General features: G+C 64.9%; 26 protein-coding genes and 1 tRNA gene. 7 read left to right on the top strand and 20 right to left on the bottom strand.

Annotated elements, in window-relative coordinates; translation table 11 throughout:
• Nucleotides 1-154: 154 nt before the first annotated feature.
• The 11 genes from mltG to B6V72_RS00795 form a co-directional block, all read right to left on the bottom strand.
• Nucleotides 155-1,321: an endolytic transglycosylase MltG gene (mltG, locus tag B6V72_RS00845; protein WP_088734211.1), complete on the bottom strand. Its 1,167-nt coding sequence runs from the start codon at nt 1,319-1,321 to the stop codon at nt 155-157.
• Nucleotides 1,321-2,583 carry a beta-ketoacyl-ACP synthase II gene (fabF, locus tag B6V72_RS00840; RefSeq protein ID WP_075775033.1) on the bottom strand — a complete coding sequence of 421 codons (1,263 nt, stop codon included), beginning with the start codon at nt 2,581-2,583 and terminating at the stop codon, nt 1,321-1,323. The genes mltG and fabF overlap by 1 nt, the downstream gene beginning before the upstream one ends.
• An 89-nt stretch (nt 2,584-2,672) precedes the next feature.
• Nucleotides 2,673-4,118 (bottom strand): GGDEF domain-containing protein, encoded by a 1,446-nt coding sequence (locus B6V72_RS00835; protein ID WP_088724426.1) that lies wholly within the window; start codon nt 4,116-4,118, stop codon nt 2,673-2,675.
• Nucleotides 4,119-4,262: 144 nt separating this feature from the next.
• Complete coding sequence (gene thpR / locus B6V72_RS00830) at nt 4,263-4,811, bottom strand: RNA 2',3'-cyclic phosphodiesterase (RefSeq protein ID WP_088734209.1); 549 nt, start codon at nt 4,809-4,811, stop codon at nt 4,263-4,265.
• 102 nt (nt 4,812-4,913) lie between these two features.
• Nucleotides 4,914-5,147 carry an acyl carrier protein gene (locus tag B6V72_RS00825; RefSeq protein ID WP_075775036.1) on the bottom strand — a complete coding sequence of 78 codons (234 nt, stop codon included), beginning with the start codon at nt 5,145-5,147 and terminating at the stop codon, nt 4,914-4,916.
• A gap of 215 nt (nt 5,148-5,362) precedes the next feature.
• Nucleotides 5,363-6,100: a 3-oxoacyl-[acyl-carrier-protein] reductase gene (gene fabG / locus B6V72_RS00820; protein ID WP_075775139.1), complete on the bottom strand. Its 738-nt coding sequence runs from the start codon at nt 6,098-6,100 to the stop codon at nt 5,363-5,365.
• A gap of 222 nt (nt 6,101-6,322) precedes the next feature.
• Nucleotides 6,323-7,252 (bottom strand): ACP S-malonyltransferase, encoded by a 930-nt coding sequence (gene fabD / locus B6V72_RS00815; RefSeq protein WP_075775037.1) that lies wholly within the window; start codon nt 7,250-7,252, stop codon nt 6,323-6,325.
• Between the two features lie 91 nt (nt 7,253-7,343).
• Nucleotides 7,344-7,898 (bottom strand): sugar O-acetyltransferase, encoded by a 555-nt coding sequence (locus B6V72_RS00810; protein ID WP_088734207.1) that lies wholly within the window; start codon nt 7,896-7,898, stop codon nt 7,344-7,346.
• An 81-nt stretch (nt 7,899-7,979) separates the two neighbouring features.
• A complete protein-coding gene (locus B6V72_RS00805) occupies nt 7,980-8,411 on the bottom strand; it encodes a glyoxalase superfamily protein (protein ID WP_075775039.1) in 432 nt (143 codons plus the stop codon).
• 281 nt (nt 8,412-8,692) lie between these two features.
• On the bottom strand, nt 8,693-10,099 hold the full coding sequence (gene glnA, locus B6V72_RS00800) for a type I glutamate--ammonia ligase (RefSeq protein WP_075775040.1): 1,407 nt from the start codon (nt 10,097-10,099) through the stop codon (nt 8,693-8,695).
• Nucleotides 10,100-10,170: 71 nt separating this feature from the next.
• The gene (locus B6V72_RS00795) at nt 10,171-10,509 is read right to left on the bottom strand and encodes a P-II family nitrogen regulator (RefSeq protein ID WP_075775041.1); all 339 of its coding nucleotides are present in this window, start codon (nt 10,507-10,509) and stop codon (nt 10,171-10,173) included.
• 187 nt (nt 10,510-10,696) lie between these two features.
• Here B6V72_RS00795 and B6V72_RS00790 point away from each other — a divergent pair, with 187 nt between their 5' ends.
• On the top strand, nt 10,697-12,274 hold the full coding sequence (locus B6V72_RS00790) for an NAD(P)H-hydrate dehydratase (protein ID WP_088734205.1): 1,578 nt from the start codon (nt 10,697-10,699) through the stop codon (nt 12,272-12,274).
• A 76-nt stretch (nt 12,275-12,350) separates the two neighbouring features.
• Here the strand turns inward: B6V72_RS00790 and B6V72_RS00785 are convergent, their stop codons facing one another.
• Nucleotides 12,351-12,554, bottom strand: coding sequence for a hypothetical protein (locus tag B6V72_RS00785; RefSeq protein WP_088718460.1), 204 nt, complete (start codon nt 12,552-12,554; stop codon nt 12,351-12,353).
• Between the two features lie 215 nt (nt 12,555-12,769).
• Here B6V72_RS00785 and B6V72_RS00780 point away from each other — a divergent pair, with 215 nt between their 5' ends.
• Nucleotides 12,770-13,525 (top strand): Crp/Fnr family transcriptional regulator, encoded by a 756-nt coding sequence (locus B6V72_RS00780; RefSeq protein ID WP_088734203.1) that lies wholly within the window; start codon nt 12,770-12,772, stop codon nt 13,523-13,525.
• A 6-nt stretch (nt 13,526-13,531) separates the two neighbouring features.
• Here the strand turns inward: B6V72_RS00780 and B6V72_RS00775 are convergent, their stop codons facing one another.
• Nucleotides 13,532-14,263, bottom strand: coding sequence for a Crp/Fnr family transcriptional regulator (locus B6V72_RS00775; protein ID WP_088734201.1), 732 nt, complete (start codon nt 14,261-14,263; stop codon nt 13,532-13,534).
• Nucleotides 14,264-14,473: 210 nt separating this feature from the next.
• Nucleotides 14,474-15,013: a Hint domain-containing protein gene (locus tag B6V72_RS00770; protein ID WP_157771585.1), complete on the bottom strand. Its 540-nt coding sequence runs from the start codon at nt 15,011-15,013 to the stop codon at nt 14,474-14,476.
• 173 nt (nt 15,014-15,186) lie between these two features.
• On the opposite strand from B6V72_RS00770, the gene B6V72_RS00765 reads away from it, so the two are divergent.
• The 3 genes from B6V72_RS00765 (at nt 15,187) to tig (ending at nt 18,168) form a co-directional block, all read left to right on the top strand.
• Nucleotides 15,187-15,270 (top strand) — tRNA-Leu (locus tag B6V72_RS00765).
• Nucleotides 15,271-15,388: 118 nt separating this feature from the next.
• A complete protein-coding gene (locus B6V72_RS00760; RefSeq protein ID WP_088734199.1) occupies nt 15,389-16,324 on the top strand; it encodes a hypothetical protein in 936 nt (311 codons plus the stop codon).
• A 515-nt stretch (nt 16,325-16,839) separates the two neighbouring features.
• Nucleotides 16,840-18,168 carry a trigger factor gene (tig, locus tag B6V72_RS00755; protein WP_088734197.1) on the top strand — a complete coding sequence of 443 codons (1,329 nt, stop codon included), beginning with the start codon at nt 16,840-16,842 and terminating at the stop codon, nt 18,166-18,168.
• 97 nt (nt 18,169-18,265) lie between these two features.
• On the opposite strand, the gene B6V72_RS00750 is transcribed toward tig, so the two are convergent.
• From B6V72_RS00750 to B6V72_RS00725, 6 genes are all read right to left on the bottom strand, one after another.
• Nucleotides 18,266-18,556 carry a hypothetical protein gene (locus B6V72_RS00750; protein ID WP_088718455.1) on the bottom strand — a complete coding sequence of 97 codons (291 nt, stop codon included), beginning with the start codon at nt 18,554-18,556 and terminating at the stop codon, nt 18,266-18,268.
• A gap of 83 nt (nt 18,557-18,639) precedes the next feature.
• Nucleotides 18,640-19,803: a YihY/virulence factor BrkB family protein gene (locus B6V72_RS00745; protein WP_077701246.1), complete on the bottom strand. Its 1,164-nt coding sequence runs from the start codon at nt 19,801-19,803 to the stop codon at nt 18,640-18,642.
• 207 nt (nt 19,804-20,010) lie between these two features.
• The gene (gene rplI / locus B6V72_RS00740) at nt 20,011-20,634 is read right to left on the bottom strand and encodes a 50S ribosomal protein L9 (RefSeq protein ID WP_088723326.1); all 624 of its coding nucleotides are present in this window, start codon (nt 20,632-20,634) and stop codon (nt 20,011-20,013) included.
• A gap of 12 nt (nt 20,635-20,646) precedes the next feature.
• Entirely contained in the window at nt 20,647-20,871 is a 225-nt protein-coding gene (gene rpsR, locus B6V72_RS00735; RefSeq protein WP_038073027.1) for a 30S ribosomal protein S18, read from the bottom strand.
• Between the two features lie 22 nt (nt 20,872-20,893).
• Nucleotides 20,894-21,247: a 30S ribosomal protein S6 gene (gene rpsF, locus B6V72_RS00730; RefSeq protein ID WP_075775050.1), complete on the bottom strand. Its 354-nt coding sequence runs from the start codon at nt 21,245-21,247 to the stop codon at nt 20,894-20,896.
• A gap of 181 nt (nt 21,248-21,428) precedes the next feature.
• On the bottom strand, nt 21,429-22,295 hold the full coding sequence (locus B6V72_RS00725; RefSeq protein WP_240497664.1) for a DUF1223 domain-containing protein: 867 nt from the start codon (nt 22,293-22,295) through the stop codon (nt 21,429-21,431).
• A gap of 282 nt (nt 22,296-22,577) precedes the next feature.
• On the opposite strand from B6V72_RS00725, the gene acnA reads away from it, so the two are divergent.
• Together acnA and B6V72_RS00715 are read left to right on the top strand one after the other, a co-directional pair.
• On the top strand, nt 22,578-25,328 hold the full coding sequence (gene acnA / locus B6V72_RS00720; RefSeq protein ID WP_088734195.1) for an aconitate hydratase AcnA: 2,751 nt from the start codon (nt 22,578-22,580) through the stop codon (nt 25,326-25,328).
• A 295-nt stretch (nt 25,329-25,623) separates the two neighbouring features.
• Nucleotides 25,624-26,235 carry a thioredoxin family protein gene (locus tag B6V72_RS00715; RefSeq protein ID WP_088734193.1) on the top strand — a complete coding sequence of 204 codons (612 nt, stop codon included), beginning with the start codon at nt 25,624-25,626 and terminating at the stop codon, nt 26,233-26,235.
• Nucleotides 26,236-26,238: the final 3 nt, after the last annotated feature.

Below are 26,238 nucleotides of genomic sequence, written 5' to 3'. Positions count from 1 at the left end.
AAAACGCCGTCGGGTTGCCCCGCGGCGTTTGCCCACTTCTCCTAGCATGCCAAACCTCTACCCGAGAGCGTTCGCAGAGTCAAGCTCTAAATTCCGGGTTGTGCGGCGTGGGCAAAAAAGAACCCCGGCGAAAACCGGGGTTCTTTACGTGATCTCAGTTACTTGATGCGTCTTCCTGACGCTGCTTCTCGATCTCGCGCCACTTCGCCACGTTCTTGTTATGCTCTTCGATCGTGCTCGAGAAGGCATGCCCGCCTGACCCATCTGCCACGAAGAACAGGTAATCGGTCGAATCGGGATGCAACGCCGCCTCGATCGCCGCCTTGCCCGGGTTCGCGATCGGTCCGGGCGGCAGCCCGTCGATGACATAGGTGTTGTAGGGCGTCGCCTTGCGCAGCTCGGACTGCCGCAGCCCGCGGCCCAGCACACCCTTGCCTTCGGTCACGCCGTAGATCACCGTCGGGTCGGTCTGCAGCTTCATGCCCTTTTCGAGACGGTTGATGAAGACGCTTGCCACTTCGGGGCGCTCAGCGGGCAAGCCGGTTTCCTTCTCGACGATCGAGGCCATGGTCAGCGCCTGCTGCGGGTCGTCATAGGGCAGCCCCTCGGCACGTCCGTCCCAGGCATCGGCGAGGATCTTCGACTGCCGCTCGGACATCAGATCGATCAGCGCCTGCCGGTCGGCCCCGCGCGTCACCTCGTAGCTGTCGGGCGCGAGCGTGCCTTCCCCCGGCACCCCGTCGATCTTGCCCGACAGGAAGCTCGCTTCCTTAAGCCCCTGCACGATCTGCCAGCTGGTCACACCATCGACGACGGTCACGCGGGTGCGCACATCGACGCGGTCGGCCTTTTCCTCGAAGCCTTCGGGCGGCTTTTCGCTCTCGGGATTGTATTCCGCGACCTTCTGGTAATCGCCCGTGGTCGGGTCCAGCTCGCGCAGCAGCACCTCGTTGCCGTTCACGCCGATCCGGAACACCAGCTCCGAGCCGCAGGTCGAAGGCCCGCCAGATGTGATCTGCCCCACGATGGATTGCATCGAGGTGTTCGGCTCGATCAGGTAGGAGCCGAATTTCAGCTTGTCGGCCTTCTCCTCATACTGCGCACCGGTGCGGAAGAGATAGGAAGAGGAGATAGCCCCCTTCTCCTTCAGCTTCGACGACACGCCCTGCAGGCTTTCGCCGGGCGCGACGCGCAGGCACATCGCCTCGGCCAGCGGACCGGGCTCGACATATTGGTTCTTCGCCCAGGCGACCAAACCGCCAAGCGCGACGAGAATGACGATCAGCAGCGTCAGGAAATTCGAGACGATGTTACGCCACATCAGCTATCCACCTTGCCCATCACGAGGCTCGCATTGGTGCCGCCGAAGCCGAAGCTGTTGGACAGCGCGACGTCGATCTTGCGCTTGACCGCGGTCTTCGGCGCGAGATCGATCACGGCCTCTTCCGGCGGATTGTCGAGGTTCAGCGTCGGCGGTGCGATCTGATCGCGGATCGCGAGGATCGAGAAAATCGCCTCCACTGCGCCAGCCGCACCCAGAAGGTGGCCGACCGAGGACTTGGTCGAGCTCATCGTGGCTTTCGACGCCGCATCGCCCAGCAGGCGCTGCACCGCCCCCAGCTCGATCACGTCGGCCATGGTCGAGGTGCCATGCGCGTTGATGTAATCCACCTGATCGGGGTTCAGATCGGCCCGCTCCAGCGCCGCTTTCATCGCGCGGAAGCCGCCATCGCCATCCTCGGACGGCGCGGTGATGTGATAGGCGTCGCCCGACAGGCCATAGCCCAGCACCTCGGCATAGATCTTCGCGCCGCGCGCCTTGGCGTGCTCGTATTCCTCCAGCACGACGCAGCCCGCGCCCTCGCCCATCACGAACCCGTCGCGATCGGCATCCCACGGACGGCTCGCGGCCTCCGGCTCGTTGCCGCGCTTGGTCGAGAGCGCCTTGCAGGCGTTGAAGCCCGCGATACCGATCTCCGAGATCGGGCTTTCCGCACCGCCGGCGACCATCACATCGGCATCGCCCAGCATGATCAGACGCGCGGCATCGCCAATGGCATGCGCGCCGGTCGAGCAGGCGGTGACGACCGCATGGTTCGGCCCCTTGAAGCCAAACCGGATCGAGACCTGCCCCGAGACGAGGTTGATCAGCGCGCCCGGGATGAAGAACGGGCTGACGCGGCGGACACCCTTTTCCTTGATGAGAACGGCTGTATCGGCGATCGAGCTGAGCCCCCCGATCCCCGAACCGATCATCACGCCGGTGCGCAGGCGACCCTCTTCATCCTCGGGCTCCCAGCCGGAATCCTTTACGGCCTGCGTCGCAGCCGCCATCCCGTAGAGGATGAAATCGTCGACCTTGCGGCGCTCTTTCGGCTCCATCCAGTCGTCGGGATTGAACGTGCCGTCGGAGCCGTCGCCCAGCGGAATTTCGCAGGCGTATTTCGTGGTCACGTTGGACGCATCGAAGCGCGAGATCGTCCCCGCCCCCGACTGACCCGCGATGAGCCGCGACCAGGTCTCCTCGACCCCGCAAGCCAGCGGCGTGACCATCCCCAGACCCGTGACAACTACCCGGCGCATGCGTGACCTCTTTCTCAGCAAAATATCTTGCCAGACCTGATACACGCGGGCGCGCAAAGGCGCAATCACAACCCAAAGCGGCAGGCGGGTTACCGTCCGGCGAATGGCTGCAGTTCGGACGGGTTTGCGCCGCGTCGCGCGACCGGTTCAGGCTGGCACGCAGACTTCAGCTTGAGCGCCTCGACCCGCGTGTCCGGCGCGACAAAGGGCGGCGCCGAGGCGCGGAGTTCGAAGGAGGGCTGCGCCAGCAGAACCCGGTTGCGCCCGCGGTTCTTCGCCGCGTAAAGCGCCCCGTCCGCCCGCGCATAAAGGCTCCGCAGTTCCTCGCCGCACTCCCATTCGGCGACCCCGATGGAGACGGTGACCCGCAGACCAGGCGCCTGCTGCCCCTCGAAACCCAGCGCGGCCACGGCGGCGCGAAGCCGCTCCGCCGCCTCGAGGCCCTCGGTCAGCCGCGCGCCGGGCAGGATCACCGCGAATTCATCGCCACCGATCCGCGCCAGCGTGTCCTCCAGCCGCAATTGCGCGCGCATCTTGCGCCCCGCGCGGCGCAGCACCAGATCGCCGAGTGCATGCCCACCGCGATTGTTGACCTGCCTGAAATGGTCGATATCGATCATCAGCGCGGTGAACGGGACCCCCTCGCCCATCCCCTGGCTAAAGGCTTGCTGAAACCGCCGCGACAGCATCTCGCGGTTGAAAAGCCCGGTCAGCCCGTCCCGCATCGCGCGGTTGAGAAGTTTCCGCTCCACGGCACGCCGCGCATGATCCGTCCGCTCCAGCGAGACCGCCATCAGGATGATCAGGCCGACATTCACCCCCACGATCGTCGCGAGCAGCAGCAGCATTTCCGCGCGCGTGGCCAATTCGGGATCGGCGAGCAGGTAGAAGGTTCCCAGAAGGATCGGTGCGACCACGCCCAGCAGCATCTGCGCCCGCGCTTGCCGGCCAGACGCGTGTTCGTTGAGCAGCACCCGCATCACCCCGCGGTCGCCGCGGCAGATCACCCCGGCATAGGCCAGACAGAGGATCGCCACCGAGGCGCCGAGCGACATCTCCCCCGACAGATGATCGTGGACGAAAACATGCGAGAACAGATACATCAACGCGCCACCGAAAACCGTCATATGGGCAACGGTGCCGATCAGGTAGGCCCGCGCCTCGACCGCAAAAAACGCCGCCGCCGTCATCGCGAGAAGCGTCGCGGCGCTCGGCTCGATCACGGGTACGCCGTCCCACCGGTACAGCGGCGCGAGCGCGGGCACGCCCCGCCCGAGGCAAAGCAGCAGGCTCGCCGCGGCCAGCCCACGCGCCCCGATCCGTACCTCCCGGCCACAGGAGAGCGCCCCCGCCAGAGCCAGCACCGCGCCCGCCGTCCCGGTTCCCATCCCGATCCACCCGTTCAGCGCGCGCAACGGCTCCGGCCCGACGCCCGACTGAACGGCCAATCGGGAGATCAGACCCAAAGCGGCAAGCGTCGCCGCGAAAGACAAAAGGGGGCGGACCGCAACCTGCGCCCGGCGAAAGACTGACATGTGACTACCAAGATCTGCACGGGCATTGAGCGTTTGTCGTAAAGCGCCCGCGATAGGATCAGGAGACCGCCCAATTCGTTAACAAACGATTAACAGCCACTCTCAAGAGCCGCGTTTTCGTTCACATCTTCCTTAATATATGTCTTATGACATAAAATAACTGGCAAGCATCTCGTGGCGCGGCGGCCCATGCCCAAGAGTCGAGCGGATCAGCGCCACGTGATCGGGGCCGAATCCCGGCAAGCGCACCGCCCCCTCGCGGGCCATGAATCGCCCCAGCCGGGCCAAATCCCCTGCTCCTGCCCGCTTGCCGAACCGTGCCAGCGTCACATGCGGGCGGAACCGTCGCCGCGGCAGGTCGATCCCCGCCGCTCGTGCCGCCGCCATCACCGCACGGTGCCAGCGGAGCAGCTCGGGATCGGCCTGTACACCCAGTACCAGCGCCTCGGGCCGCGCCGGGCTGCCGAAGGTCTCCAGCCCTGCCAACACCACCTCCGGCCCCGGCGCCCAGTCGATTTCGCGCAACCTGTCGTCCAGAGCCTCCAGCTGTCCGATGTCGATCTCGTCGAGAAAGGCCAGCGTCAGGTGGAGGTTCTCCGGTTGCACGATCCGCCCCGCGGCCAGATCGGCCTGCAACCGCTCGATCGCCTCGATATGCTCCCCGGGCAACTCGATCGCGACGAAACTCCGCATGCAATCCTCCCCGACACCCGCGCGTCTGGCGCAAAAGAAAAGCGGCGCTCCGGTTTCCCGAAGCGCCGCCCTTAACTCTCTCTCAGCGTCCGCCGTTAAGGCTTACTGCGCTTCCGAGATGAATTTAACCGCATCGCCGACGGTCTGAATGTTCTCGGCGGCGTCATCGGGGATCTCGATGCCGAACTCTTCTTCGAAGGCCATGACCAGCTCGACCGTATCGAGGCTGTCCGCACCGAGGTCGTCGATGAACGAGGCGCTCTCAGTGACCTTGTCCTCTTCCACGCCGAGATGCTCCACGACGATCTTCTTCACGCGATCAGCGATGTCGCTCATGTCAATTCCTCAAAGTTTATAGGGCCTAGCCCGTTCATGCTTGCTCGTTTACGAGCGTCTCAACCCGCGCGCCCCGGGTCAACCCGAAGACCGCAATTCAGAGCCGTGGCTGTTACGCCCGGCTCGTCTGCAGCGCTCTTAGCGATTGCCGTGGCCCATGGCAAGACGTTTCTCCACCCTAACAAAGGCGGCCATGCCGTTGGGTCACAAAGACGTCAGGCCATCGTCCCGCCGCCATTGACATGCAGCACCGCGCCGGTGACGTAGCCCGCCTCGGGGCTCGCGAGATAGCGCACGGCGGCAGCGATTTCTTCGGGCGTGCCCATGCGCCCGGCCGGAATGCCCGACAGGATCGCGTCTTTCTGAGCATCGGTGAGCTTGTCCGTCATCGGCGTCTCGATGAAGCCCGGCGCCACGCAGTTCACCGTCACGCCGCGAGTCGCGACTTCCTGCGCGAGCGATTTCGACGCGCCGACGAGACCCGCCTTGGCTGCGGCATAGTTCACCTGGCCGGGATTGCCGGTCTGGCCGACCACCGAGGTGATGTTGATGATCCGGCCCCAGCGCGCCTTCATCATCGGGCGAAGAACCGCGCGCATCAGGCGGAACGCCGCCGTCAGGTTCACGTCGATCACCGATTGCCAATCCTCGTCCGACATCCGCATTACCAGCTGGTCGCGCGTGATTCCGGCATTGTTCACGAGGATGTCCAGACCGCCCATCGCATCGATCGCCGCTTTCGGCAGCGCCTCGACGCTTTCGGGATCGCTCAGGTTGGCCGGGCAGACATAGGCACCCTCGCCCAGCTCGGCGGCCAGCGCTTCGAGCGGCTCGACCCGCGTGCCCGACAGCGCCACGGCCGCGCCGCCCGCATGGAGCGCTCGCGCGATCTCGGCTCCGATCCCGCCGGAAGCTCCGGTCACCAGCGCGCGCTTGCCTTTCAAATCGAACATCATGCTACCTCGTTTCTAAGTCGACGCTCTCATATCAGCGAATGTGTCGTTAGGGAACTCCAAGTGCCACACGCCAAGGTTGCGCCCGCCGGAATAGGCGCTCCGCCGCGTGCGACGCCACATGGAAAGGCCGTCCGGTTCGATGGCGACCCCGGACGGCCTCGCCTTCCTCTTGGCGGAAATATCCCAGGGGGTCCGGGGGAGGATCCCCCGGCTCAGCCCTCAGTCCTTCAGCGCGGCGACCTCTTCCGGCGTGCCGATCGCGCGGCAGGTGATGTCCTTGGCGATCCGCCGGACCATCCCTGCGAGCGCCTTGCCCGCGCCGATCTCCCAGATTTCGTCGACGCCCTGAGCGGCCATCCACGCGACGCTCTCGCGCCAGCGCACCGAACCCGTGACCTGCTCGACCAGAAGTTCGCGGATCAGGGCCGGATCACTCACCGCCTCTGCACGGACATTGGCGACCAGCGGCACCACCGGCGCCTTGATCTCGACCTGCGACAGCGCGGCGTCCATCGCATCGGCGGCGGGCTGCATCAGCGCGCAATGGAACGGGGCAGAGACCGGCAGCATCACGGCCCGCTTCGCGCCCGCTTCCTTGGCGAGCACCGTGGCCCGCTCGACCGCCGCCTTGTTGCCCGAGATCACCACCTGGCTCGGATCGTTGTCGTTTGCAGCCTGACAGACCTCGCCCTGCGCCGCCTCGGCAGCGACTTTCGACGCCGCCTCGAAATCGAGCCCGAGGATCGCGGCCATCGCGCCGACGCCCACCGGCACCGCCGATTGCATCGCGTCGCCGCGCACGCGCAGCAGGCGCGCGGTGTCGGGCAGGCTCAGCGAACCCGCCGCACAAAGCGCGGAATATTCGCCCAGCGAGTGACCCGCGACATAGGCCGCATCTGTGACCGCAAAGCCCTCGGCTTCCAGCGCCCGCAGCGCCGCGATAGACGTCGCCATCAGCGCGGGCTGCGCGTTGGCGGTCAGCGTCAGCTCGTCCTGCTCGCCTTCCCAGATGAGCGCGCTCAGCTTCTGCCCGAGCGCCTCATCGACCTCTTCGAAGACCGCTTTCGAGGCGGGATAGGCGTCGGCCAATGCCTTGCCCATGCCGATGACCTGTGCGCCCTGACCGGGAAATACGAATGCGCGGCTCATGCCTGATCCTCCTGATTGATCTTTGGTTTCCCTTAGCGAGAAGGGCGCGGCGGGGCAAGTTCGCTGCCCTTGGCCAACCCTGCACCGCCTCTCACGCTTTACCGATGATCCGCGCCGGATTGCCCGCGACCGTGGCACCCGTCGGCACGTCGCGCGTCACGACGGCCCCCGCGCCGATCAGCGCGCCATCGCCCACCGTGATCCCCGGCAGGATGATCGCCCCGCCGCCGATCCAGACATCCGCGCCGATCCGCACGGGCCGCCCGAATTCCAACCCGGTCCGGCGCGTCTCCGGATCGCGGGGATGATCGGCGGTCAGGATCTGCACCTTCGGACCGACCTGCGCCCGGTCGCCGATCGTGACCGCGACCACATCGAGGATGACACATCCGAAATTCAGAAAGACTCCGGCGCCAAGCCGGATATTGCTGCCGTAATCGCAATGGAACGGTGGGCGGATGCGCGTCCCCTGCCCCACTTCCGCGAACAGCTCCGTCAGCAGCGCATGGCAGCCCGCGGCACTATGCGCGACGGTCGCGTTGAACCGGTCCATCCACGCCGCTGCCCGCGCCATATCGGCTTCGATCTCCGGCCCTTCGGCGCGATACAATTCGCCCGCCAGCATCTTGTCCTTTTCCGAGCGCATGATCCCTCCCCGCCATCTCGCCGGACGATCCTGCCCCAGCTACGCGCAAAGAAAAAGGGGCGCTCGATGCGCCCCTTCTCCTCAGTCCAGTTCGAGATGCGCGACCCCGTCGGAGCGCCGCCCGATCGAGCGCCCATCCGCGCCGATGGTCGCGCGCACGCGCCGCCGCATCGAGGAAAACGCAGCGCTTTCAACGACATCCACCGGCTCGTCCAGCGCAATTTCGATGTCGTAATGGGTCTCGCCCTTGCGCCGCAGCGCATGGACGCGGCCGCTCACCGGATGGCCCAGATAGCGCCCGCGCACCGCATCGCCCAAGGCATAGCCCTTCGCGTGTGCAGCCGGTTCGGCACGTCGCAGCGCCGCCACCATCGTGTTCCAGTCGGCATGACCCGCCGCCTGCGCGGTCAACTCATACGCCTTCGACAGCGCAACCGGATTGCCCGCCTGCGCCATCGCCTCGGCCAGACGGCGCGCCTGCGCCTTTACGTCTTTCACTGCATTTACAGTCATCGTTTCGTCTCCACGGGGATGATCCACCGCTTCGGGGCCCGCATTGCCGAAGAGCCCCCGAAAGCAAGGAGAGCGATCGTGAACCGGATTTCACCAAGGGAAACGCCCCGCGGGCGGCAGGCATCCGGCAGCCAAGGCCGAGAGATGGGCGGCGCGGACGCATCTGTCAAGGGATGCAGCCTTACCCGGCGTCCGGCGATGCGAAAGCGCCATAGCAGACGCCCCGAATGCGAAAGGGGCGCCCGACCGGACGCCCCTTCCCATCACTGTCCCTCTCCCGTTCAGCAGGAGTAGTAGTACTTGTATTCCACCGGGTGGGGGGTGTGCTCGAACGCGTACACTTCTTCCCACTTCAGTGCGATGTAGCCCTCGATCTGGTCCTTGGTGAACACGTCACCGGCCAGCAGGAACTCGTGATCCTTCTCGAGCGTCTCGAGCGCTTCACGCAGCGAGGCGCAAACGGTCGGGATCGAGGCCAGTTCTTCCGGCGGCAGATCGTAGAGATCCTTGTCCGAGGACGGGCCCGGATCGATCTTGTTCTTGATGCCGTCGAGGCCGGCCATCAGCAGAGCCGAGAAGCACAGATAGGGGTTCGCCGACGGATCGGGGAAACGGGCTTCGACGCGCTTTGCCTTGGGGGATTCCGCCCACGGAATACGGACACAACCCGAGCGGTTGCGGGCCGAGTAGGCGCGCAGAACCGGAGCCTCGAAGCCCGGGATCAGACGCTTGTAGGAGTTGGTCGACGGGTTGGTGAAGGCGTTGAGCGACTTCGCGTGCTTCAGGATACCGCCGATGAACCACAGGGCTTCCTGCGACAGGTCAGCGTATTTGTCGCCTGCAAACAGCGGCTTGCCGTCTTTCCAGATCGACATGTTCACGTGCATGCCGGTGCCGTTGTCGCCGGTGATCGGCTTCGGCATGAAGGTCGCCGATTTGCCATAGGCGTGCGCCACGTTGTGGATGACGTACTTGTACTTCTGGATGTCGTCGGCCTGCTTGGTCAGCGTCCCGAAGATCAGGCCCAGCTCGTGCTGGCACGAGGCCACTTCGTGGTGGTGCTTGTCGACCTTCATGCCCATGCGCTTCATGGTCGAGAGCATTTCCGAACGCAGGTCCTGCGCGTCATCCACCGGGTTGACCGGGAAGTAGCCGCCCTTGACGCCCGGACGATGGCCCATGTTGCCCATCTCGTAATCGGTGTCGGTGTTCCACGCCGCGTCGATCGCGTCGACCTCGTAGGAGACCTTGTTCATCGAGACCGAGAACTTCACGTCGTCGAACAGGAAGAATTCCGCTTCCGGACCGAAGAAGGCCGTATCACCGATGCCCGAGGCAACGAGATAGGCTTCGGCCTTCTCAGCCGTGCCGCGCGGGTCGCGGGCATAGGGCTCGCCGGTGTCGGGCTCGACCACGGTGCAGTGCACGCACATGGTCTTCTCGGCGTAGAAGGGGTCGATATAGACCGAGGACGCGTCCGGGATCAGTTTCATGTCGGACTGATCGATCGACTTCCAGCCGGCGATCGAGGAGCCGTCGAACATGAAGCCTTCTTCGAAGAAATCTTCGTCCACTTCGGTATGCATCAGCGTCACGTGCTGCAGCTTGCCGCGCGGATCGGTGAAGCGCACGTCGACGTATTCGACGTCTTCGTCCTTCATCAGTTTGAGAGCGTCCTTGATGCTCATGTCACATTACCCTTTCGTTGAGCTTGGGTTGTCCCTGGACCCGCAACGGGGTCCGCCGGGAATGCCGGAGGTTACAGCGCGTCGTCGCCCGACTCGCCGGTGCGGATACGGATCGCCTGCTCCATCGGAGAGACGAAGATCTTGCCGTCGCCGATCTTCTCGGTGCGCGCGGCGTTCGTGATCGCCTCGATGGCGGCGTCGACGAGATCGTCGGGCAGCACCATCTCGATCTTCACCTTGGGCAGGAAATCCACGACATATTCGGCGCCGCGATAAAGCTCGGTATGGCCCTTCTGGCGTCCGAACCCTTTCACCTCGATCACCGAAAGGCCCTGAATCCCAACTTCCTGAAGCGCTTCCTTCACTTCATCGAGTTTGAAGGGCTTGATGATCGCCTCCACCTTTTTCATGCCGCCGACTCCTCCGTCAGGTCTTCGTTCCGACCCCCTCAGACCACTTTCCCAAAGCCCCCGCAATCGGCTAGGCTGGCGGAGCGCGGTTTTGAGGTCGGATATCCGAAAAGCGCGCCCGCAATTCGTGCAAGTAGCACAAAAATGCAGCAGTTTGAAAACGATTCCTTCGAAGACCCCGGGGACCATGCCTGAAATCCTGACCGCCAGCCAAATGCGCGAACACGAACAGACCGAGATCGCGCGCGGCGCGGTCACGGGGCTCGAGCTGATGGAGCGTGCCGGGGAAAGCGTCGTCACGGCGATTTTCTCGCGTTGGTCCGATCCGGGGCCTGCGCAGGCTGTGGTGCTGTGCGGGCCGGGCAATAATGGCGGCGACGGCTATGTGATCGCGCGCCTGCTGGCCGCGCGCGGCTGGGGGATCGCCTGTTACGCCTATGGCGATCCGGCTCGTCTGCCCCCCGATGCGAAGGCCAATCACGACCGCTGGGCGCAGATCGGGGACGTGCTGCCATGGGACGATGCTGCGATCGAAGGCCGCATCGACGATATGGAGAGCGGGCTGGTGATCGACGCGCTGTTCGGCACCGGCCTGACCCGTCAGATGCCCGAGGACACGGCGAAGACATGGCGCGGGATCTATCCGCGGCGCTTTTCCAATCCCTCGGGACCGCGTCCGCATTTCATCGCCGTCGATATCCCCAGCGGCATTTCCTCGGATAGCGGGCGCAATCTCGGGGGGGCATTCCCTGCCGACCTGACGGTCAGTTTCCACCGCGCGAAATGCGGCCATTACCTCGATCCGTCCGACGGGCCCGACCGCACCGGCGGTGGCGCCTCGATGCGCGGTGCGCTGGTGGTCGCCGATATCGGCCTGCCGCAGGATGCGATCCCCGCGGCTGCGCGGCTGATCGACCGCCCCTCGAATTTCCTGATGAAGCGGACGGGCCACAAGTTCAGCCACGGCCACGCGCTGGTCCTGTCGGGTGGCGCAGGCAAAGGCGGCGCTGCGCGGATGGCTGCGCGCGCGGCTCTGCGGATCGGCGCGGGGCTGGTGACGCTGGCCTGCCCGCCCAAGGCGCTGGCCGAGAACGCCGCCCATCTCGACGCGATCATGCTGAGCGCCCTGCCCGACGCCTATAGCCTGCGCGGGATGCTGGGCGATGAGCGCCTCAACGCGCTCTGCCTCGGGCCCGGTCTGGGCATGTCCCGCGCACAGGAGATGGTGCCGGCGGCGCTTTGGGGCAAACGCGCGACGGTGCTCGATGCCGATGCGCTCAGCGCCTTTTCCGACGACCCGAGCCTGCTCTTCGGCCAGCTCCACCAGGCCTGCGTGCTGACCCCGCATCCGGGCGAGTTCAAACGGCTCTTTCCCGATCTGACCGAAAAGCTGTCAGGCGACGATCCGACCTATTCCAAACTGGACGCCACCCGCGAGGCGGCCGCGCGCGCGGGCTGCACGGTGCTGCTCAAAGGGGCAGACACCGCGATCGCGGCGCCGGACGGGCGCGTGGCGCTGCATTCGGCGACGCAGGACCGCGCGGCCCCGTGGCTTGCAACGGCGGGCGCGGGCGATGTGCTGTCGGGGCTGATCGCGGGGCTGCTTGCGCGCGGGTTCCAACCGTTCGACGCCGCGACCACTGCGGCATGGCTTCATGTCGAGGCGGCACGCAGCTTCGGTCCGGGTCTGATCGCCGAAGACCTGCCCGAAGAACTCCCGAAAGTGTTGCGCGACCTGATGGCACGGGACGCTGACCGCGACTGAGCCGCGCCGTCGGGGGCCACGCGGCGCGAAAGTTTCGGGCGGCGAAAGGCAGAGACCCCTCGCCGCCCGTTGCAGCTTATTGCGCCATCTGCTCGCGCGATTGGTTCTGGTTGCCGTTGCGCGCGCCCGGTGCCGTGTCCGTCGCATCCGCCGGAGCGGTGGCCGGGGCCGCCATGGCGGCTTCGGGAGTGTCGACTGCGTCGGTCCCAGCGGGCCCCGTCATCATATCGCACCCGGCCAGAGCGGCGGTCGCGCCCAGAATGATAAGCCAGTTCTTCATCCGTCTCTCCTTTTGTTGCAGTTCATCTAAGCTCCAATCCGCGGCGCGATTCCTTGATGTTGATCAACGTGCTAGGCGCATAGCGCGAATTTCCTGCAACTTCGTGTGGAAAGACGCTGAAAAGGCTGGCGCAACACGGTTTTTCGCCCCCGCGGCCCTCGCATCCGAACCTCACCCCGACTAAGCTCTCCCCTGCGACAGGGAGACGAGACGCGATGAACGAACACTCGAAGTCCGGAAAGCGGATCGAGATAGAGGGCGTAGTGGCGCAGGGCAAATTGCAGCGTCTGCTGGACGCGCTGCCGCCGGAGCTGCGCACCGAGATGATACCGCTCTGGCAGAGTATCCGTTTCGCGCCGGGCGACGTGCTGATCGAGGATGGCGAAGTCGCAGACCGGATCGGCTTCGTCGCGGACGGGTTTCTCGCGATGTCGAAAACGCTGCAGGATCGGCATCGCCACATCATCGGGCTGATCACGCCGTCCGACATGTTCGGACGCGCCTTCAACGGCCCGTCGGGCTACCGGATCGAGGCGCTCAGCGATGGCGCGGTCCTGACCTGCGACCGGCAGAAATTCGAAGCGATCCTCGCGCGTTCGCACGCGGCGGAGCGGCTGTTCCTGCTGAGCATCCTCGACGAGCTCGACGCGGCGCGCGAATGGGTGATGGTGCTCGGCAGTTCGAAAGTCGTCGAGCGGCTCGCCTCGCTCCTGATCATCCTGAGCCGCCACAAATACCGCACTCTCGAAAGCTGCGCGCGGGACAACATCCGGCTCGGTCTGCATATCCATATCAAGCGGGTCGATATCGCCCATTTGCTGGGCACCTCGCCTGAATCGCTGAGCCGGGCGTTTCATCAGCTCGAACGCGAGGGCGCGATCCGGATCGTTACACCCTACGATATAGAGATCTCGAATCTCGGAACGCTCGTCGATATTTCCGGCAATTCCCTGGAGATGCGCGAGGCCTGAGCGCACTCAGCTCGCCAGAAGCACCTCCAGCCCCGCGGCCAGCGCGTCGAGATCGTTGAGCCGGAACTGGCGGGTGTTCAGGATGTCGATCAGCCCGTCCTTCTGGAACTGGTGCAGAGACCGGCTGACGGTCTCCTGCGTCGTGGCGAGCAGATCGGCGATGTCCTGACGCGGCAGCAGCATGGTCAAGACGCCGCCGCCATCGGGCAAGGCCTGCCAAGGCATGATATGGCGCGACAGCAGAAGCAGCGCGCGCAGCCGCGCCGCCGGCGCGAAGGCGCCGAGAAGCCAGCTCAACCGCCGCGCCTTCTCGACCCAGCTTTCCGCCTGACGGCACAGCGCCCGGCGCAGTTCGGGCTCCTGATCGATGAGCTGCGCGAAAGTCGCGGCTTCGAAGAGACACAGATCCGTATCGATCACCGCTTCGATCGCTGTGTCCCGATGGCCGTTGAGAAGCTGGCCGATGCTATCGCCCGGGCTGACGAGACCGGTGATCTTGCGCCGCCCGGAGAGCGAATGACTCTGCATCCGCAGCATGCCGCGTTGCACCAGCGCGATGTGCTCGCAGCTGACGTCTTCTTCGCAGAGCCGCTCATTGGCCGCGCAGGAAATCTTGCGCGCCCGTTCGGCGACCCTCGCCAGAGCACGATCCGATAGGGATCCGCAGACGCCTTGGTTGCGAGCGGTGCAACCCGCGCAATGCAAGATCGCCTCTGCATTTCGCAAAGGTGCCGTCATCGCAATCTCCAAAAGGGTTTACCCACACTCTTCGCAGCCACGCTGCGCACTCGTCCTCTGGTGCAAGATCGAGCTAAGCAAATGACATACGCCCCTGTCAACACACGCGCTTGATCGTGAGCGGTAGCATCGAAATGCTACCACGAATGTGACGGCGAAGCGCATCACCCCCCTTGATACCGGCGGATATCGGTCGAAATCGCGTGCGGATCAGGCCTCGACGCCTGCGACCGCGGCGGCCATTTCCACGCCATCGACATAGATCACCTCGGGCGTCTCGAATTCCAGCACGAAGAGCCGCGCGCGACCTTGCCCTAGCGTGACATAATGCCCGTCGACGACCGATTGCGCAGGCAGAAGCGCCTCGCGCTTGCCGTAGATCACCTGCACCCGCCAGTCGCGCATCATCAACTGCGCGCCCTGCGCGATGATGAGCGGCGCGCCGGGGCGATCATGGCCAAGCGCGCCGGGCGAGATGCGGATCAGCGCGCCCACGTAATCGCCGGCCCGCAGCGCCTTGAGCCTGCAGGTCCCGCTACGGGTCACGATCCGGTCGCCGGGCTCGAGAAACTCCACGGGAATCGCTCCGTCCAGCGTGTAGACCCGTGCCCCGGCGGCGATCCCGGCGCTGAGATCCGGCTTCGGTTTGCGCATCTCCAAAGGCGAGGTGCGCGCTGCCACCTCCGGACCGGCCGGGCCCGGAAGAGCGTGACGTGGATTGGATTCGATGATCTGGCGGAGCATGGCCATGCCATTCCCCCGCCGTGGCGCCTGTCCCATGGCGATACCTGCTCTTGCCCACTCGTAACCTCGGCCTCTGGCGTGCCGTTGCGTAAAGGCTAACTCTCACCAACACGTTAAGACGAGCAAAATCGCATCTTCCTCTTTCCGTACCCGCAAGCTGTTGCTATTACGCCCCTGATGCGGGTGTGGCGGAACTGGTAGACGCACCAGATTTAGGTTCTGGCGCCTTTGGCGTGGGGGTTCGAGTCCCTTCACCCGCACCACTCCCAACCTCCGGAATTTCCTACCATACCCTCGCCTTCTCCCGCGTGCACGCTAGTTTAAGATGGCTACGCGGGCGGAATTGCCCCCGCTTGGATGACCGAATGCGTGGGAGAGGTGATGGTCGAAAGCCCGCAAACACCGCCTCGGCGGCCAGTCGAAGACACGTCGCCGGGCTTGGGTTCGCAGACATCCCTTCCCATCCGCGGGCTCACCCGCGACACGATCGCCACCGATCCGAATTTCTTCGGCGCGCAGCAGGCGGTGGCGGCAATGCTGCTCGACGTGCAGGCGCAGACACCGCGGATCGCGCGCCACATGGCTTCGCATCGGCGCTGGCTCGTGAGCCAGACCAGTTTCGCGCTGGCGATGAGGGCGAAGATGGAGCCCGGCGCGCCGGAACTGACGCCGGGACGGCTTCTCGCGGCGCTGACGCCTCATGTCGAGATCAACCGCAAGACGCTGAGCCAGTATCTGGGCGAGATGGAGGCGCATGGGCTGCTCGCCCCGCCGGACGAGTACAAAGGCGACGGGCGGCTGCGCCCCGTGACCACCACGCCCCTGGCAGAGCAAGGGATGCGGCGTTGGTGCGAGGGCCACCTGCACTGTCTCGATATCCTCGATGGCGGCGCGCGGCTGGACGCGGCCCGGCGCGACCCCGACCTCGCCTTCGCGATGCAGCGGCAGATGGTCGAGATCATCCGGGTCGATCCCGAATGGCACGCCCCGCCCGCGGCGATGGCGCATTTCCTCGGCTCCGACACGGGCGGGATGATGCTGCATGCGCTCACGCGGATGCTGCGAGATCTGCGCGAAACGGACGGGCGCATCTATCTCGAACGGGTCAGCATCGCCGATTTCGCCGCGCAGTTCCTGATCTCGGTCTCGAAGATCAAGCGCATGGTCCAGAAAGCCGAAGAGGCGGGCAACCTGGGATGGGAAGAGCCGCGCCGACGCGGCAGGCTCTGGCTCTCGCCCGATTTCATCCGCGCCCACTTCCGCCGGCAGGCGGTGAAGTTCGAAGCGGTCGAGCGCGCCTATCGCGCTGTCGCGTGAAAGTCACAGGCGGGTTGCGCGGGCGGGTGACGGGCGATCTGTCCGAAAATGACCGCTGAATTTCAAACACTTCTCGGTTAGGCTTACCTCTCGGGAAGATCGTGTCATTCTCGCTTCGGATCCGCGAACAAGGGGGCGGATCCTCCGAAGCGGCGGAAGATCACGACGGCGCGCCGGTTTGGCGCAATCCCGGTTTCGCGGCCGGAGCGACTTCGTGGGGTGGTGCGCCCCGGCCGCAGCTTTCCGAGCCCGCGCGCACCAGACGTTCATCGCATCGCCCGCCGCGCCAACCGCTGCACCTTCCTCCGTCGCGTCAGCGCCCCCCCTGCCCGCTCCCTATCCCGGGTTCCCGCCCTCGCCCACGCGTACACCCTGCCCGGGCGTCATTTCACCGCTCGCAGGCCGCTCTGCGGCCCCTTTTCGCCTTGCCACCATGGCTGAGGCTCAATAGAAGGACGCCTGAAATTCGAGAACCGGCCGCGATCCGCGCGGCGCCCAGAGACAAAGGACAAACCATGCAGGTCACCGAGACCCAGAACGACGGCCTCAAGCGCGGCTACGAGATCACCATCACCGCCAAGGAACTCGACGAGAAGGTCACCGCGAAGCTTTCCGAAGCGCAGCCCGAGATCGAGATGAAGGGCTTCCGCAAGGGTAAGGTGCCGATGGCGATGCTGCGCAAGCAATTCGGCCCGCGCATCCTCGGCGAAGCGATGCAGGAATCGGTCGACGGCGCGATGAGCGAGCATTTCGACAAGACCGGCGACCGCCCCGCGATGCAGCCGAAGATCGAGATGAAAGACGGCGAGAACTGGAAAGAGGGTGACGACGTGGTCGTGACTGTCGAGTACGAAGCGCTGCCCGACATCCCGGACGTCGATCTGTCGGGCGTCAAGCTCGAGCGTCTGGTCGTGAAGGCCAACGAAGGTGAAGTGAACGAAGCGCTGGAAAGCCTCGCGGCAACCGCGAAGAACTTCGAAGCCAAGGACGGCAAGGCCGAGAACGGCGATCAGGTCGTGATCGACTTCGAAGGCTTCGTCGACGGTGAAGCGTTCGAAGGCGGCAAGGGCGAAGGCTACCCGCTGGAACTCGGCTCGGGCTCGTTCATCCCCGGCTTCGAGGAGCAACTCGTTGGCACGAAAGCCGGTGACGACGTCGAAGTGACCGTGAAATTCCCCGAGGAATACGGTGCGGAGCATCTCGCGGGCAAGGAAGCGCTGTTCAAGTGCAAGGTCCACGAAGTGAAGGCGCCGAAGGCTGCCGAGATCGACGACGAGATGGCCAAGCAGTTCGGTGCCGAAGACCTCGCCGCGCTGAAAGCGCAAGTCGCCGAGCGTCTCGAAGCCGAGTACCAGGGCGCCGCACGTCAGGTGATGAAGCGCGGCCTGCTCGACCAGCTCGACGATCAGGTGAAGTTCGACCTGCCCCCGTCGCTCGTGGAAGCCGAGGCCAAGCAGATCGCGCACCAGCTCTATCACGAAGAGAATCCGGACGATCACGGCCATGACCACGGCGAGATCGAGACCACCGAGGAGCACACCACCCTCGCCGAGCGCCGCGTGCGTCTTGGCCTGCTGCTCGCCGAAATCGGCCGCAAGCAGGAGATCGAGGTCTCCGACGCCGAGATGACGCAGGCGATCATGAACCAGGCACGTCAGTACCCGGGTCAGGAGCGCGCCTTCTTCGAATTCGTGCAGCAGAACCCGCAGATGCAGCAGCAGCTGCGCGCGCCGATCTTCGAAGACAAGGTCGTCGATTACATTGCCGGTGAAGCCAAGGTGGACGACAAGGAAGTCACCAAGGAAGAGCTGCAGAAAGAGATCGAGAAGCTCGACGAGCTGTGATCTCCGGGCGCTCAGCCAAAAATTAGCGAAGGCCGCCTTTCGGGGCGGCCTTTTGCGTTTCCGGGCGTGGACCGGCGCGGAGCGCGGTCGCGCCGCATCACTCTGCGCCCGGCACCTTCAGGAATTTCGCGCTCGGAATCAGCGAGGGCAGCCCGGTCGCGGTCGCCACGTCGCGCAGGGTCTGCGCGGCCCGGTCGACCTGCAGCGACGCCGTGCGTTCCGCCGCCGGGTTGCCGGGTTCGATCCGGTCATGGATCGCGCTGCGCAGTACCTCGCCCACCGAGGCAAGCCGGTCGCGCGCGCCCTCGGGATCGTGCAGGTACAAAAGCCCGCCGGTCACGAGGATCGTGTGGGTCAGCGCGAAGTGCAGGATCGAAAACAGCCGCATCTCGGGGCCTCTTCAGGTTGCTTGCCCTCCGAGGTTCCCCTGCAAAAGCGGCGAATTTTGGGCCCGCTTCGGGCCAGCCGCGCTCAGCGTTTGCGCGAGGGCGCGGGCGCCACGGCATCGGCCACTGCCGCATTGCGCGCGCCCAAGGGAAGCGGCGCGCCAATGGTGCTGTCCTTCGCCGTCTGATGCTCTGCCTCGGAGTTGATCTCCGCGCCCACCAACACCGCCGTCGTCGAGAGCCAGATCCACATCATCAGCACCACCACCGCGCCGATCGAGCCATAGGTGCTCGAGTAATTCGCGAAGTTCGAAGTGTAGAAGGAGAACGCCGCCGAGACGATCAGCAGGAGCAGCGAGGCAACGATCGCCCCCGGGACGACCCAGATCCAGCGCGGCGCGTTGCGCGCGGGTGCGTAGCGATAGAGAAGCATCAGCATCCCCATCAGCACCAGTGCCATCACCGGCCAACGTCCCCAGCGCAGCACCGCGTCGAAGGCGCCGCCCAGCGGGATGAAATCCAGCGCGACCGGCAGCACCGCCGCCACGAGGATCAGCGCACAGACCATCACGACCCCGGTAATCGTCATGCCCAGCCCGAAGAGATTGAGCTGCACGAAGCTCCGCCGCTCCCTCTCGCCATAGGCCACGTTGAGCGCCCCGATGATCGCCTTCACACCGCCATTGGCCGACCAGAGTGCCAGCAGAATGCCGAAGATCGAAGCGAGACCGAGTGCGTTGGAACTCGACCCGATCAACTGCTCGAGTTGGGTGCGGATCAGGCTCAGCGCCTCGGGCGGGACGACGTTCTTCAGCGCGTCGAGATCCTGCAGCATGGTCTGGCGGTCCGCGAAAATGCCGTAGATCGAGACGGTTGCGGTCAAGGCCGGGAACAGCGCGAGCAGCGCGTAGAAGGTCACGCCCGCCGCCACGGCCAGCACGCGATCCTCGTCGATCTGGCCATAGGCGCGCGCGGCGATGGCCTTCCAGCCTGCGCGGGGGATTGCGAAGGGGCTTTCTGCCTGACGTCCTAGCGCGCGATCGGCGGGCCGGTCGTAGCGGTCGGTGCGGGTGGCGGGAATATGCCGCGCGCTGCGGCCTTCGGTCGGGCCGTGGATCGCGGCCTGCCGATCCTCCTGATAACGCCGCCACATGAGGTAGGCGCCGAAGCCCAGAAGCCCCGCCTGAACGAGCCTGTCGCGTGTGCTGGATGTCGCGTCGCGTGGGCTTCGCCCCGGTCGTTTCGTCATGCGCGTCCCCTGTTTTCAAAGCTCTGGAGGCTATTTAGGGGCCAACGCCGGATTGCGGTACGCGGTTCCGGGATCTGCGCCGCGCGTCTCGGCCCGAATATGTCTTTAGACATAATTCGCTGAACCATCTGCACAGGCAAGCATGAAAAAACCGCGCCCCGGAAGGCGCGGTTCTCTGTCTTTCGACTGAAGGGTCTGAGCGACCGATCAGGCGTTGTTGTCGTCTTCGGCCGACTCCGGGGTGGCAACGGGGCCGCCCTCGTCGTCGTCGGAGGTCGCGCCGCCGATATCGTCGAACAGTTCGGCGATCTCGAATTCGGCCGCAGCCTCTTCCTCGGCCGCCACGTCCTGGATCGACTTGCCCGACGCCTGCAGCTCGGCCTCTTCGGGCGAACGTGCGACGTTGAGCTGGATCTCGGCGACGACTTCGGGGTGCAGGTGCACTTCGACGTCATGCAGGCCGAGAACCTTGATCGGCTGGCGGATGATGACCTGCTTGCGGTCGACCGAGAAGCCCTGCTCGGAGGCGATGTTCGCCGCGTCACGGGTGGTGACCGAACCGTAGAGGTTGCCGCCGTCCGAGGCCGAACGGATCACGACGAAGGTCTCGCCGTCGAGCTTCGACGCCAGAGCTTCGGCTTCTTTCTTGGTTTCGAGGTTGCGTGCCTCGAGCTGGGCCTTGCGCTCTTCGAAAGCTTTGATGTTGCCTTCGTTGGCGCGCAGCGCCTTGCCCTGCGGCAGCAGGTAGTTGCGGCCGAAGCCGTCCTTGACGGTGACGACGTCACCCATCTGGCCGAGCTTGGCCACGCGTTCGAGAAGGATCACTTCCATCGGTCGGTCTCCTTATTTCACGGCGTAGGGGAGCAGGGCGAGGAAACGGGCGCGCTTGATTGCGCGGGCCAGTTCACGCTGCTTCTTCGCCGAGACGGCGGTGATGCGGGCGGGGACGATCTTGCCGCGCTCAGAGATGTAGCGCTGCAGAAGACGGGTGTCCTTGTAGTCGATCTTCGGCGCGTTCTCACCCGAGAACGGGCAGACCTTGCGACGGCGGAAAAACGGTTTTGCCATGGTGTCTACTCCTGTCTACCGATCAACGGCGCTCGCGACGGTTGTCGCGCTCGTCGCGTTTCTGCATCTGGACCGAGGGGCCCTCTTCGTGCTCGTCGACCTTGATGGTCATGACGCGCATCACGTCGTCGTGCAGACGGGCCAGACGCTCCATTTCCTGCACGGCGGCCGACGGGGCGTCGGTGCGCAGGTAGGCGTAGTGACCCTTGCGGTTCTTGTTGATCTTGTAGGCCATGGTCTTCACGCCCCAGTACTCGGAATCGACGACTTTGCCGCCGTTGTCCGACAGGACCGTGGAGAAATGTTCGACAAGGCCTTCGGCCTGCGCGTTGGACAGATCCTGACGCGCGATGAGGACATGCTCGTAAAGCGGCATGCGAACTCCTGTATTTCGAGGCGGCTTCAACGTTGGGCGATGATACTTCCGCATCCCAACACGAGAGGCTCCGCCGGTTCATAGCAAACGCGGAAGATGCGGCCTTATACGGGATGGGCGCAGGGATGCAAGGAAAAATCCGGGGGCCTGCGGGGCGCATTTCCGCCCTGCCCTGCCCGGCTCAGTCCAGCTCACCCGCGGCGAGGATGGGACCGGGCAGCGGGCCATGTTCGCTCGCCAGGGATTCCTGAACGATCACCACGGCGGGCGCGTCCCCGTCGACATCGACCGAGAGCGTAACCGGCTTGCGCCCGTCCCATTCGGCGATTCCGGTCAGGCTGGTGACGATGTTCTTGTAGGTCACCGTGCGCCCGGCATTCTCGCCGCGCAGGATGTCGACCGTGGCGGAAGGCTTGTAGCGCACGAGCTGCACCATCGCGGGCGTCTCCAGCGCGTCGACCGGGGTCAGCTCGATCTCGTAATGATCGCCCTCACCGGTGATCTTCAGATCGACCTCTGGATGGACATCGGTCTCGCGCAGGATCGCATTGTTGAGCGCCGCTTTCTGCGGTCCGACCAGCGTCTCGCGGCCGGCGATGATCATCTGCGGCGTGTAGACCGTGCGCTCACCGGCGGCGATCGCATAGGACTTCTGGCGCGCGGAGAATTCCGGCTTTCCGAAGGGATCCTTCCAGCCGAGGTAGTCCCAGTAGTCGACATGCAACGCCAGCGCGATCACGTCGTCGCGGTCGGCAAGCTCCTTGAGAAGCGCGTCCGCCGGCGGGCAGGACGAACAACCCTGCGAGGTATAAAGCTCGACCACGACGGGGTTTTTCTCCTCGTCGTCATTCGGGTCGGGATTCGCGGGCGCAGCCTTGGCGGAGGGCTCGGATTTGCCAGGCGCCATCTGATCGAGCAGCGCCCCGGACGCATCGAGACGCATCCCAGGCGGCGCATCTGCCGCCCCTTGCGCACAAGCGATTACCGCGGAGCTGACCAGCCCCACGGCACATGCAGCTCCGATCGCGGTCAAACGTCCTGCGCGCACTCGAAAAATTCTCCTCAATTCGCCGTCTTTATACTTAGCGTTTCTGCTCTGGCCATGCCTAATCAATGTTTTGAGAGTTTTCTTTCTGTCCGAACGCGCAAAACGATATAAATCAAACGTATCCGGCTCGGGATTGGATCAAAGTGACGCGAGGTCGCCTGAGAGGCCGCTTTTGTGTGCAACGGTATACAAAAAATGGCCCGACCCTCTTGAACGGATCGCGCGCTTGGGGCAAACACACGCCAGCGACACCCTTAGGACCCTTGAAGGGAGGCCATTCTCATGCCCATCGTTACCGGTAAGGATACCGCGAAGACCCGCCGCGAACTCAGCGTCGGCTCGAAGACCTATGCTTATTACTCGATCCCCGCCGCCACCGAGGCTGGCCTGGGTGATTTCTCGAAGCTGCCCGCCTCGCTGAAGGTGGTTCTGGAGAACCTTCTGCGGTTCGAAGATAACGGCTTCACGATCTCGACCGACGACATCAAGGCCTTCGGCGAATGGGCCGAGAAGGGCGGCAAAAACCCGCGCGAGATCGCCTACCGCCCCGCCCGCGTGCTGATGCAGGACTTCACCGGCGTTCCCGCCGTGGTCGACCTCGCCGCGATGCGTGATGGCATCAAGGGTCTGGGTGGCGACGCGCAGAAGATCAACCCGCTCGTGCCCGTCGACCTCGTGATCGACCACTCTGTCATGATCGACGAGTTCGGCAACCCGCGCGCGTTCCAGATGAACGTTGACCGCGAATACGAGCGCAACATCGAGCGCTACAAGTTCCTCAAGTGGGGCCAGACCGCGTTCGAGAACTTCCGCGTGGTTCCGCCGGGCACCGGCATCTGCCACCAGGTGAACCTCGAATACCTCGCCCAGACCGTCTGGACCGACAAGGATCAGGACGGCACCGAAGTCGCCTATCCCGACACGCTCGTGGGCACCGACAGCCACACCACCATGGTCAACGGCGCGGCCGTTCTCGGCTGGGGCGTGGGCGGTATCGAAGCTGAAGCCGGCATGCTCGGCCAGCCGATCTCGATGCTGATCCCGGAAGTCGTGGGCTTCAAGCTGACCGGCGCGATGGTCGAAGGCACCACCGGCACCGACCTCGTGCTGAAAGTCGTCGAGATGCTTCGCGCCCATGGCGTGGTCGGCAAGTTCGTCGAATTCTACGGCGACGGCCTCGACCACCTGCCGCTGGCGCAGCGTGCGACCATCGCCAACATGGCCCCCGAATACGGCGCGACCTGCGGCTTCTTCCCGGTCGATGACGAAACCCTGCGCTATCTCGAGCAGACGGGCCGCGACAAGGACCGCATCGCGCTGGTCGAAGCCTATGCCAAGGAAAACGGCATGTGGCGCGACGCGGATTACGCGCCGATCTACTCCTCGACGCTCGAGCTGGACATGAACACCATCGTTCCGGCGATCTCGGGCCCGAAGCGTCCGCAGGACTATGTCGCGCTGACCAAGGCGGCCGACGCCTTCGAGAACGTCGTGGCCGACTATCGCGGCATCGACATCTCGGAAGACGCCAAGGACATGGCCGACGAAGGCCCGGCCGCGACCAAGTCGGTCTCGATCGGCAAGACCGCCAAGGTCGAAGGCGAGGATTACGAGCTGCGCGACGGCTCGGTGGTGATCGCCTCGATCACGTCCTGCACCAACACCTCGAACCCCTACGTGCTGATCGGCGCGGGCCTCGTGGCGCGGAAAGCGCGTGAACTGGGCCTCAACCGCAAGCCCTGGGTGAAGACCTCGCTGGCACCTGGCTCGCAGGTCGTGTCGGAATACCTCGAAGCCGCTGGCCTTCAGGAAGACCTCGACGCGGTTGGCTTCAACCTCGTGGGTTACGGCTGCACCACCTGTATCGGTAACTCGGGTCCGCTCCAGCCGGAAATCTCGAAGGCGATCAACGACAACGACCTGATCGCGACTTCGGTGCTCTCGGGCAACCGGAACTTCGAAGGCCGGATTTCGCCCGACGTGCGCGCCAACTACCTCGCCTCCCCGCCCCTCGTGGTGGCCTACGCGCTGGCTGGCGACATGAACATCGACCTGTCGAGCGAGCCGATCGCCCAGACGCCGGATGGCAAGGACGTCTACCTGAAAGACATCTGGCCGACCGACAAGGAGATCGCCGATCTCGTCGAGAAGGTCGTCACCCGCGAGAAGTTCCAGTCGAAATACGCCGACGTCTTCAAGGGCGACGAGAAGTGGCAGGCTGTGGCAGTCGAAGGCGGCGAAACCTATGACTGGCCCGCCAGCTCGACCTACATCCAGAACCCGCCCTACTTCAAAGGCATGTCGCCGGAAGCAGGCACGATCTCGAACATCAAGGGCGCGGGCATCCTCGCCGTGCTGGGCGATTTCGTGACCACCGACCACATCTCGCCGGCGGGTTCGTTCAAGCCCGACACCCCGGCCGGGAAATACCTGGTCGAGCGTCAGGTCGCGCCGAAGGACTTCAACAGCTACGGTTCGCGCCGTGGTAACCACGAAGTCATGATGCGCGGCACCTTCGCCAACATCCGCATCAAGAACGAGATGCTGGACGGCGTCGAGGGCGGCTTCACCAAGGGCCCCGACGGCGAGCAGACCACGATCTTCGACGCGGCGATGGCCTATGAGAAAGCCGGCAAGCCGCTGGTGATCTTCGGTGGCGAGCAATATGGCGCAGGCTCCTCGCGCGACTGGGCGGCGAAGGGCACCAACCTGCTCGGCGTCAAGGCCGTGATCGCGGAGAGCTTCGAGCGTATCCACCGCTCGAACCTCGTCGGCTTCGGCGTGATCCCCTTCGAGTTCACCGAAGGCCAGACCCGCAAGGATCTGAACCTGACCGGCGAGGAAGAGGTCTCGATCGAAGGCCTGGAAGGCGAAATCAAGCCGCAGTCGATCGTGCCTTGCACCATCACCTACAAGGACGGCACCACCAAGGAGATCAAGCTCAAGAGCCGGATCGATACCGCGGTGGAGATCGAATACCTCAAGAACGGCGGCGTGCTGCACTACGTGCTGCGCAACCTCGCCAAAGCCTGAGGCTGACGGTCACGAGATTGGAGAAGGCCCCGCGAGCGCGGGGCCTTTTTCGTTTGGGAGGAGCGATGCGACTTTCGCCCGGGCGGCCAGTCCGGGCCGCGCCCGACCTCCCCCCGGGAGGGCGCGACTGCACTGCACCACTGAGACTAGGCCGTCGGGGCGATGGAGAAGTAAAGTGCCCTCGCCCACATCTCACGAGCGCCCACCCGAGGTCGGGCGCGGCCCTAAGCGCGCGATTCCCGCCATTCGCCCGGTCTGTGCTATACTCGGCCTCTCACGAAGGGAGGACGACGCGATGAACAGACGCGAGATGTTGGCCCTGACGGTCGGAGCGATGACGGCGGGAGGCGCGTTGGGAGGCGTGCGGCCCGCGAGGGCGGAGGCGGTGATGGGCGATGGCGGGCTCTACCGGCAGCCCTTCTTCCACGAAGGGTTCCTCGATCTGGGAGAGGATCTTCAGGAGGCTGCGGATCAGGGCAAGGGGCTGATGGTGCTCTTCGAGCAGCGCGGCTGCCCCTATTGCCGCGAGATGCATCTGGTGAATTTCGCCAAGCCAGAGATTACCGGGCTGATCGAGAAGAGCTATCTCGTGGTGCAGCTCGATCTCTGGGGCGCGCGCGAGGTCACCGATTTCGACGGCGAGGCCTTGGAGGAGCGCGCGCTGGCGCAGAAATGGGCGGTGAACTTCACGCCGACGCAGGTGCTGATCCCCGCCGCGAATGCGGGCGCGCAGAGCCTGCGCGAGGCCGAGGCATTCAGAATGCCGGGCTATTTCAAGCCCTTCCATCATCTGGCGGGACTCGAATACGTGGCCAGCGGCGCCTATGCCGATCAGCCGTTCCAGCGCTTCCTGCAGGACAAGTTCTCTGAACTCAGCGCTAAGGGCATCGACCCGGACGTCTGGTAAGGC

Origin of the sequence: Thioclava sp. F34-6, from assembly GCF_002213235.1 — a bacterium.
Classification (GTDB): domain Bacteria; phylum Pseudomonadota; class Alphaproteobacteria; order Rhodobacterales; family Rhodobacteraceae; genus Thioclava; species Thioclava nitratireducens.
The sequence above is the reverse complement of the archived record's forward strand: the minus strand, read 5'-3'. Positions and strand labels throughout refer to the sequence as shown.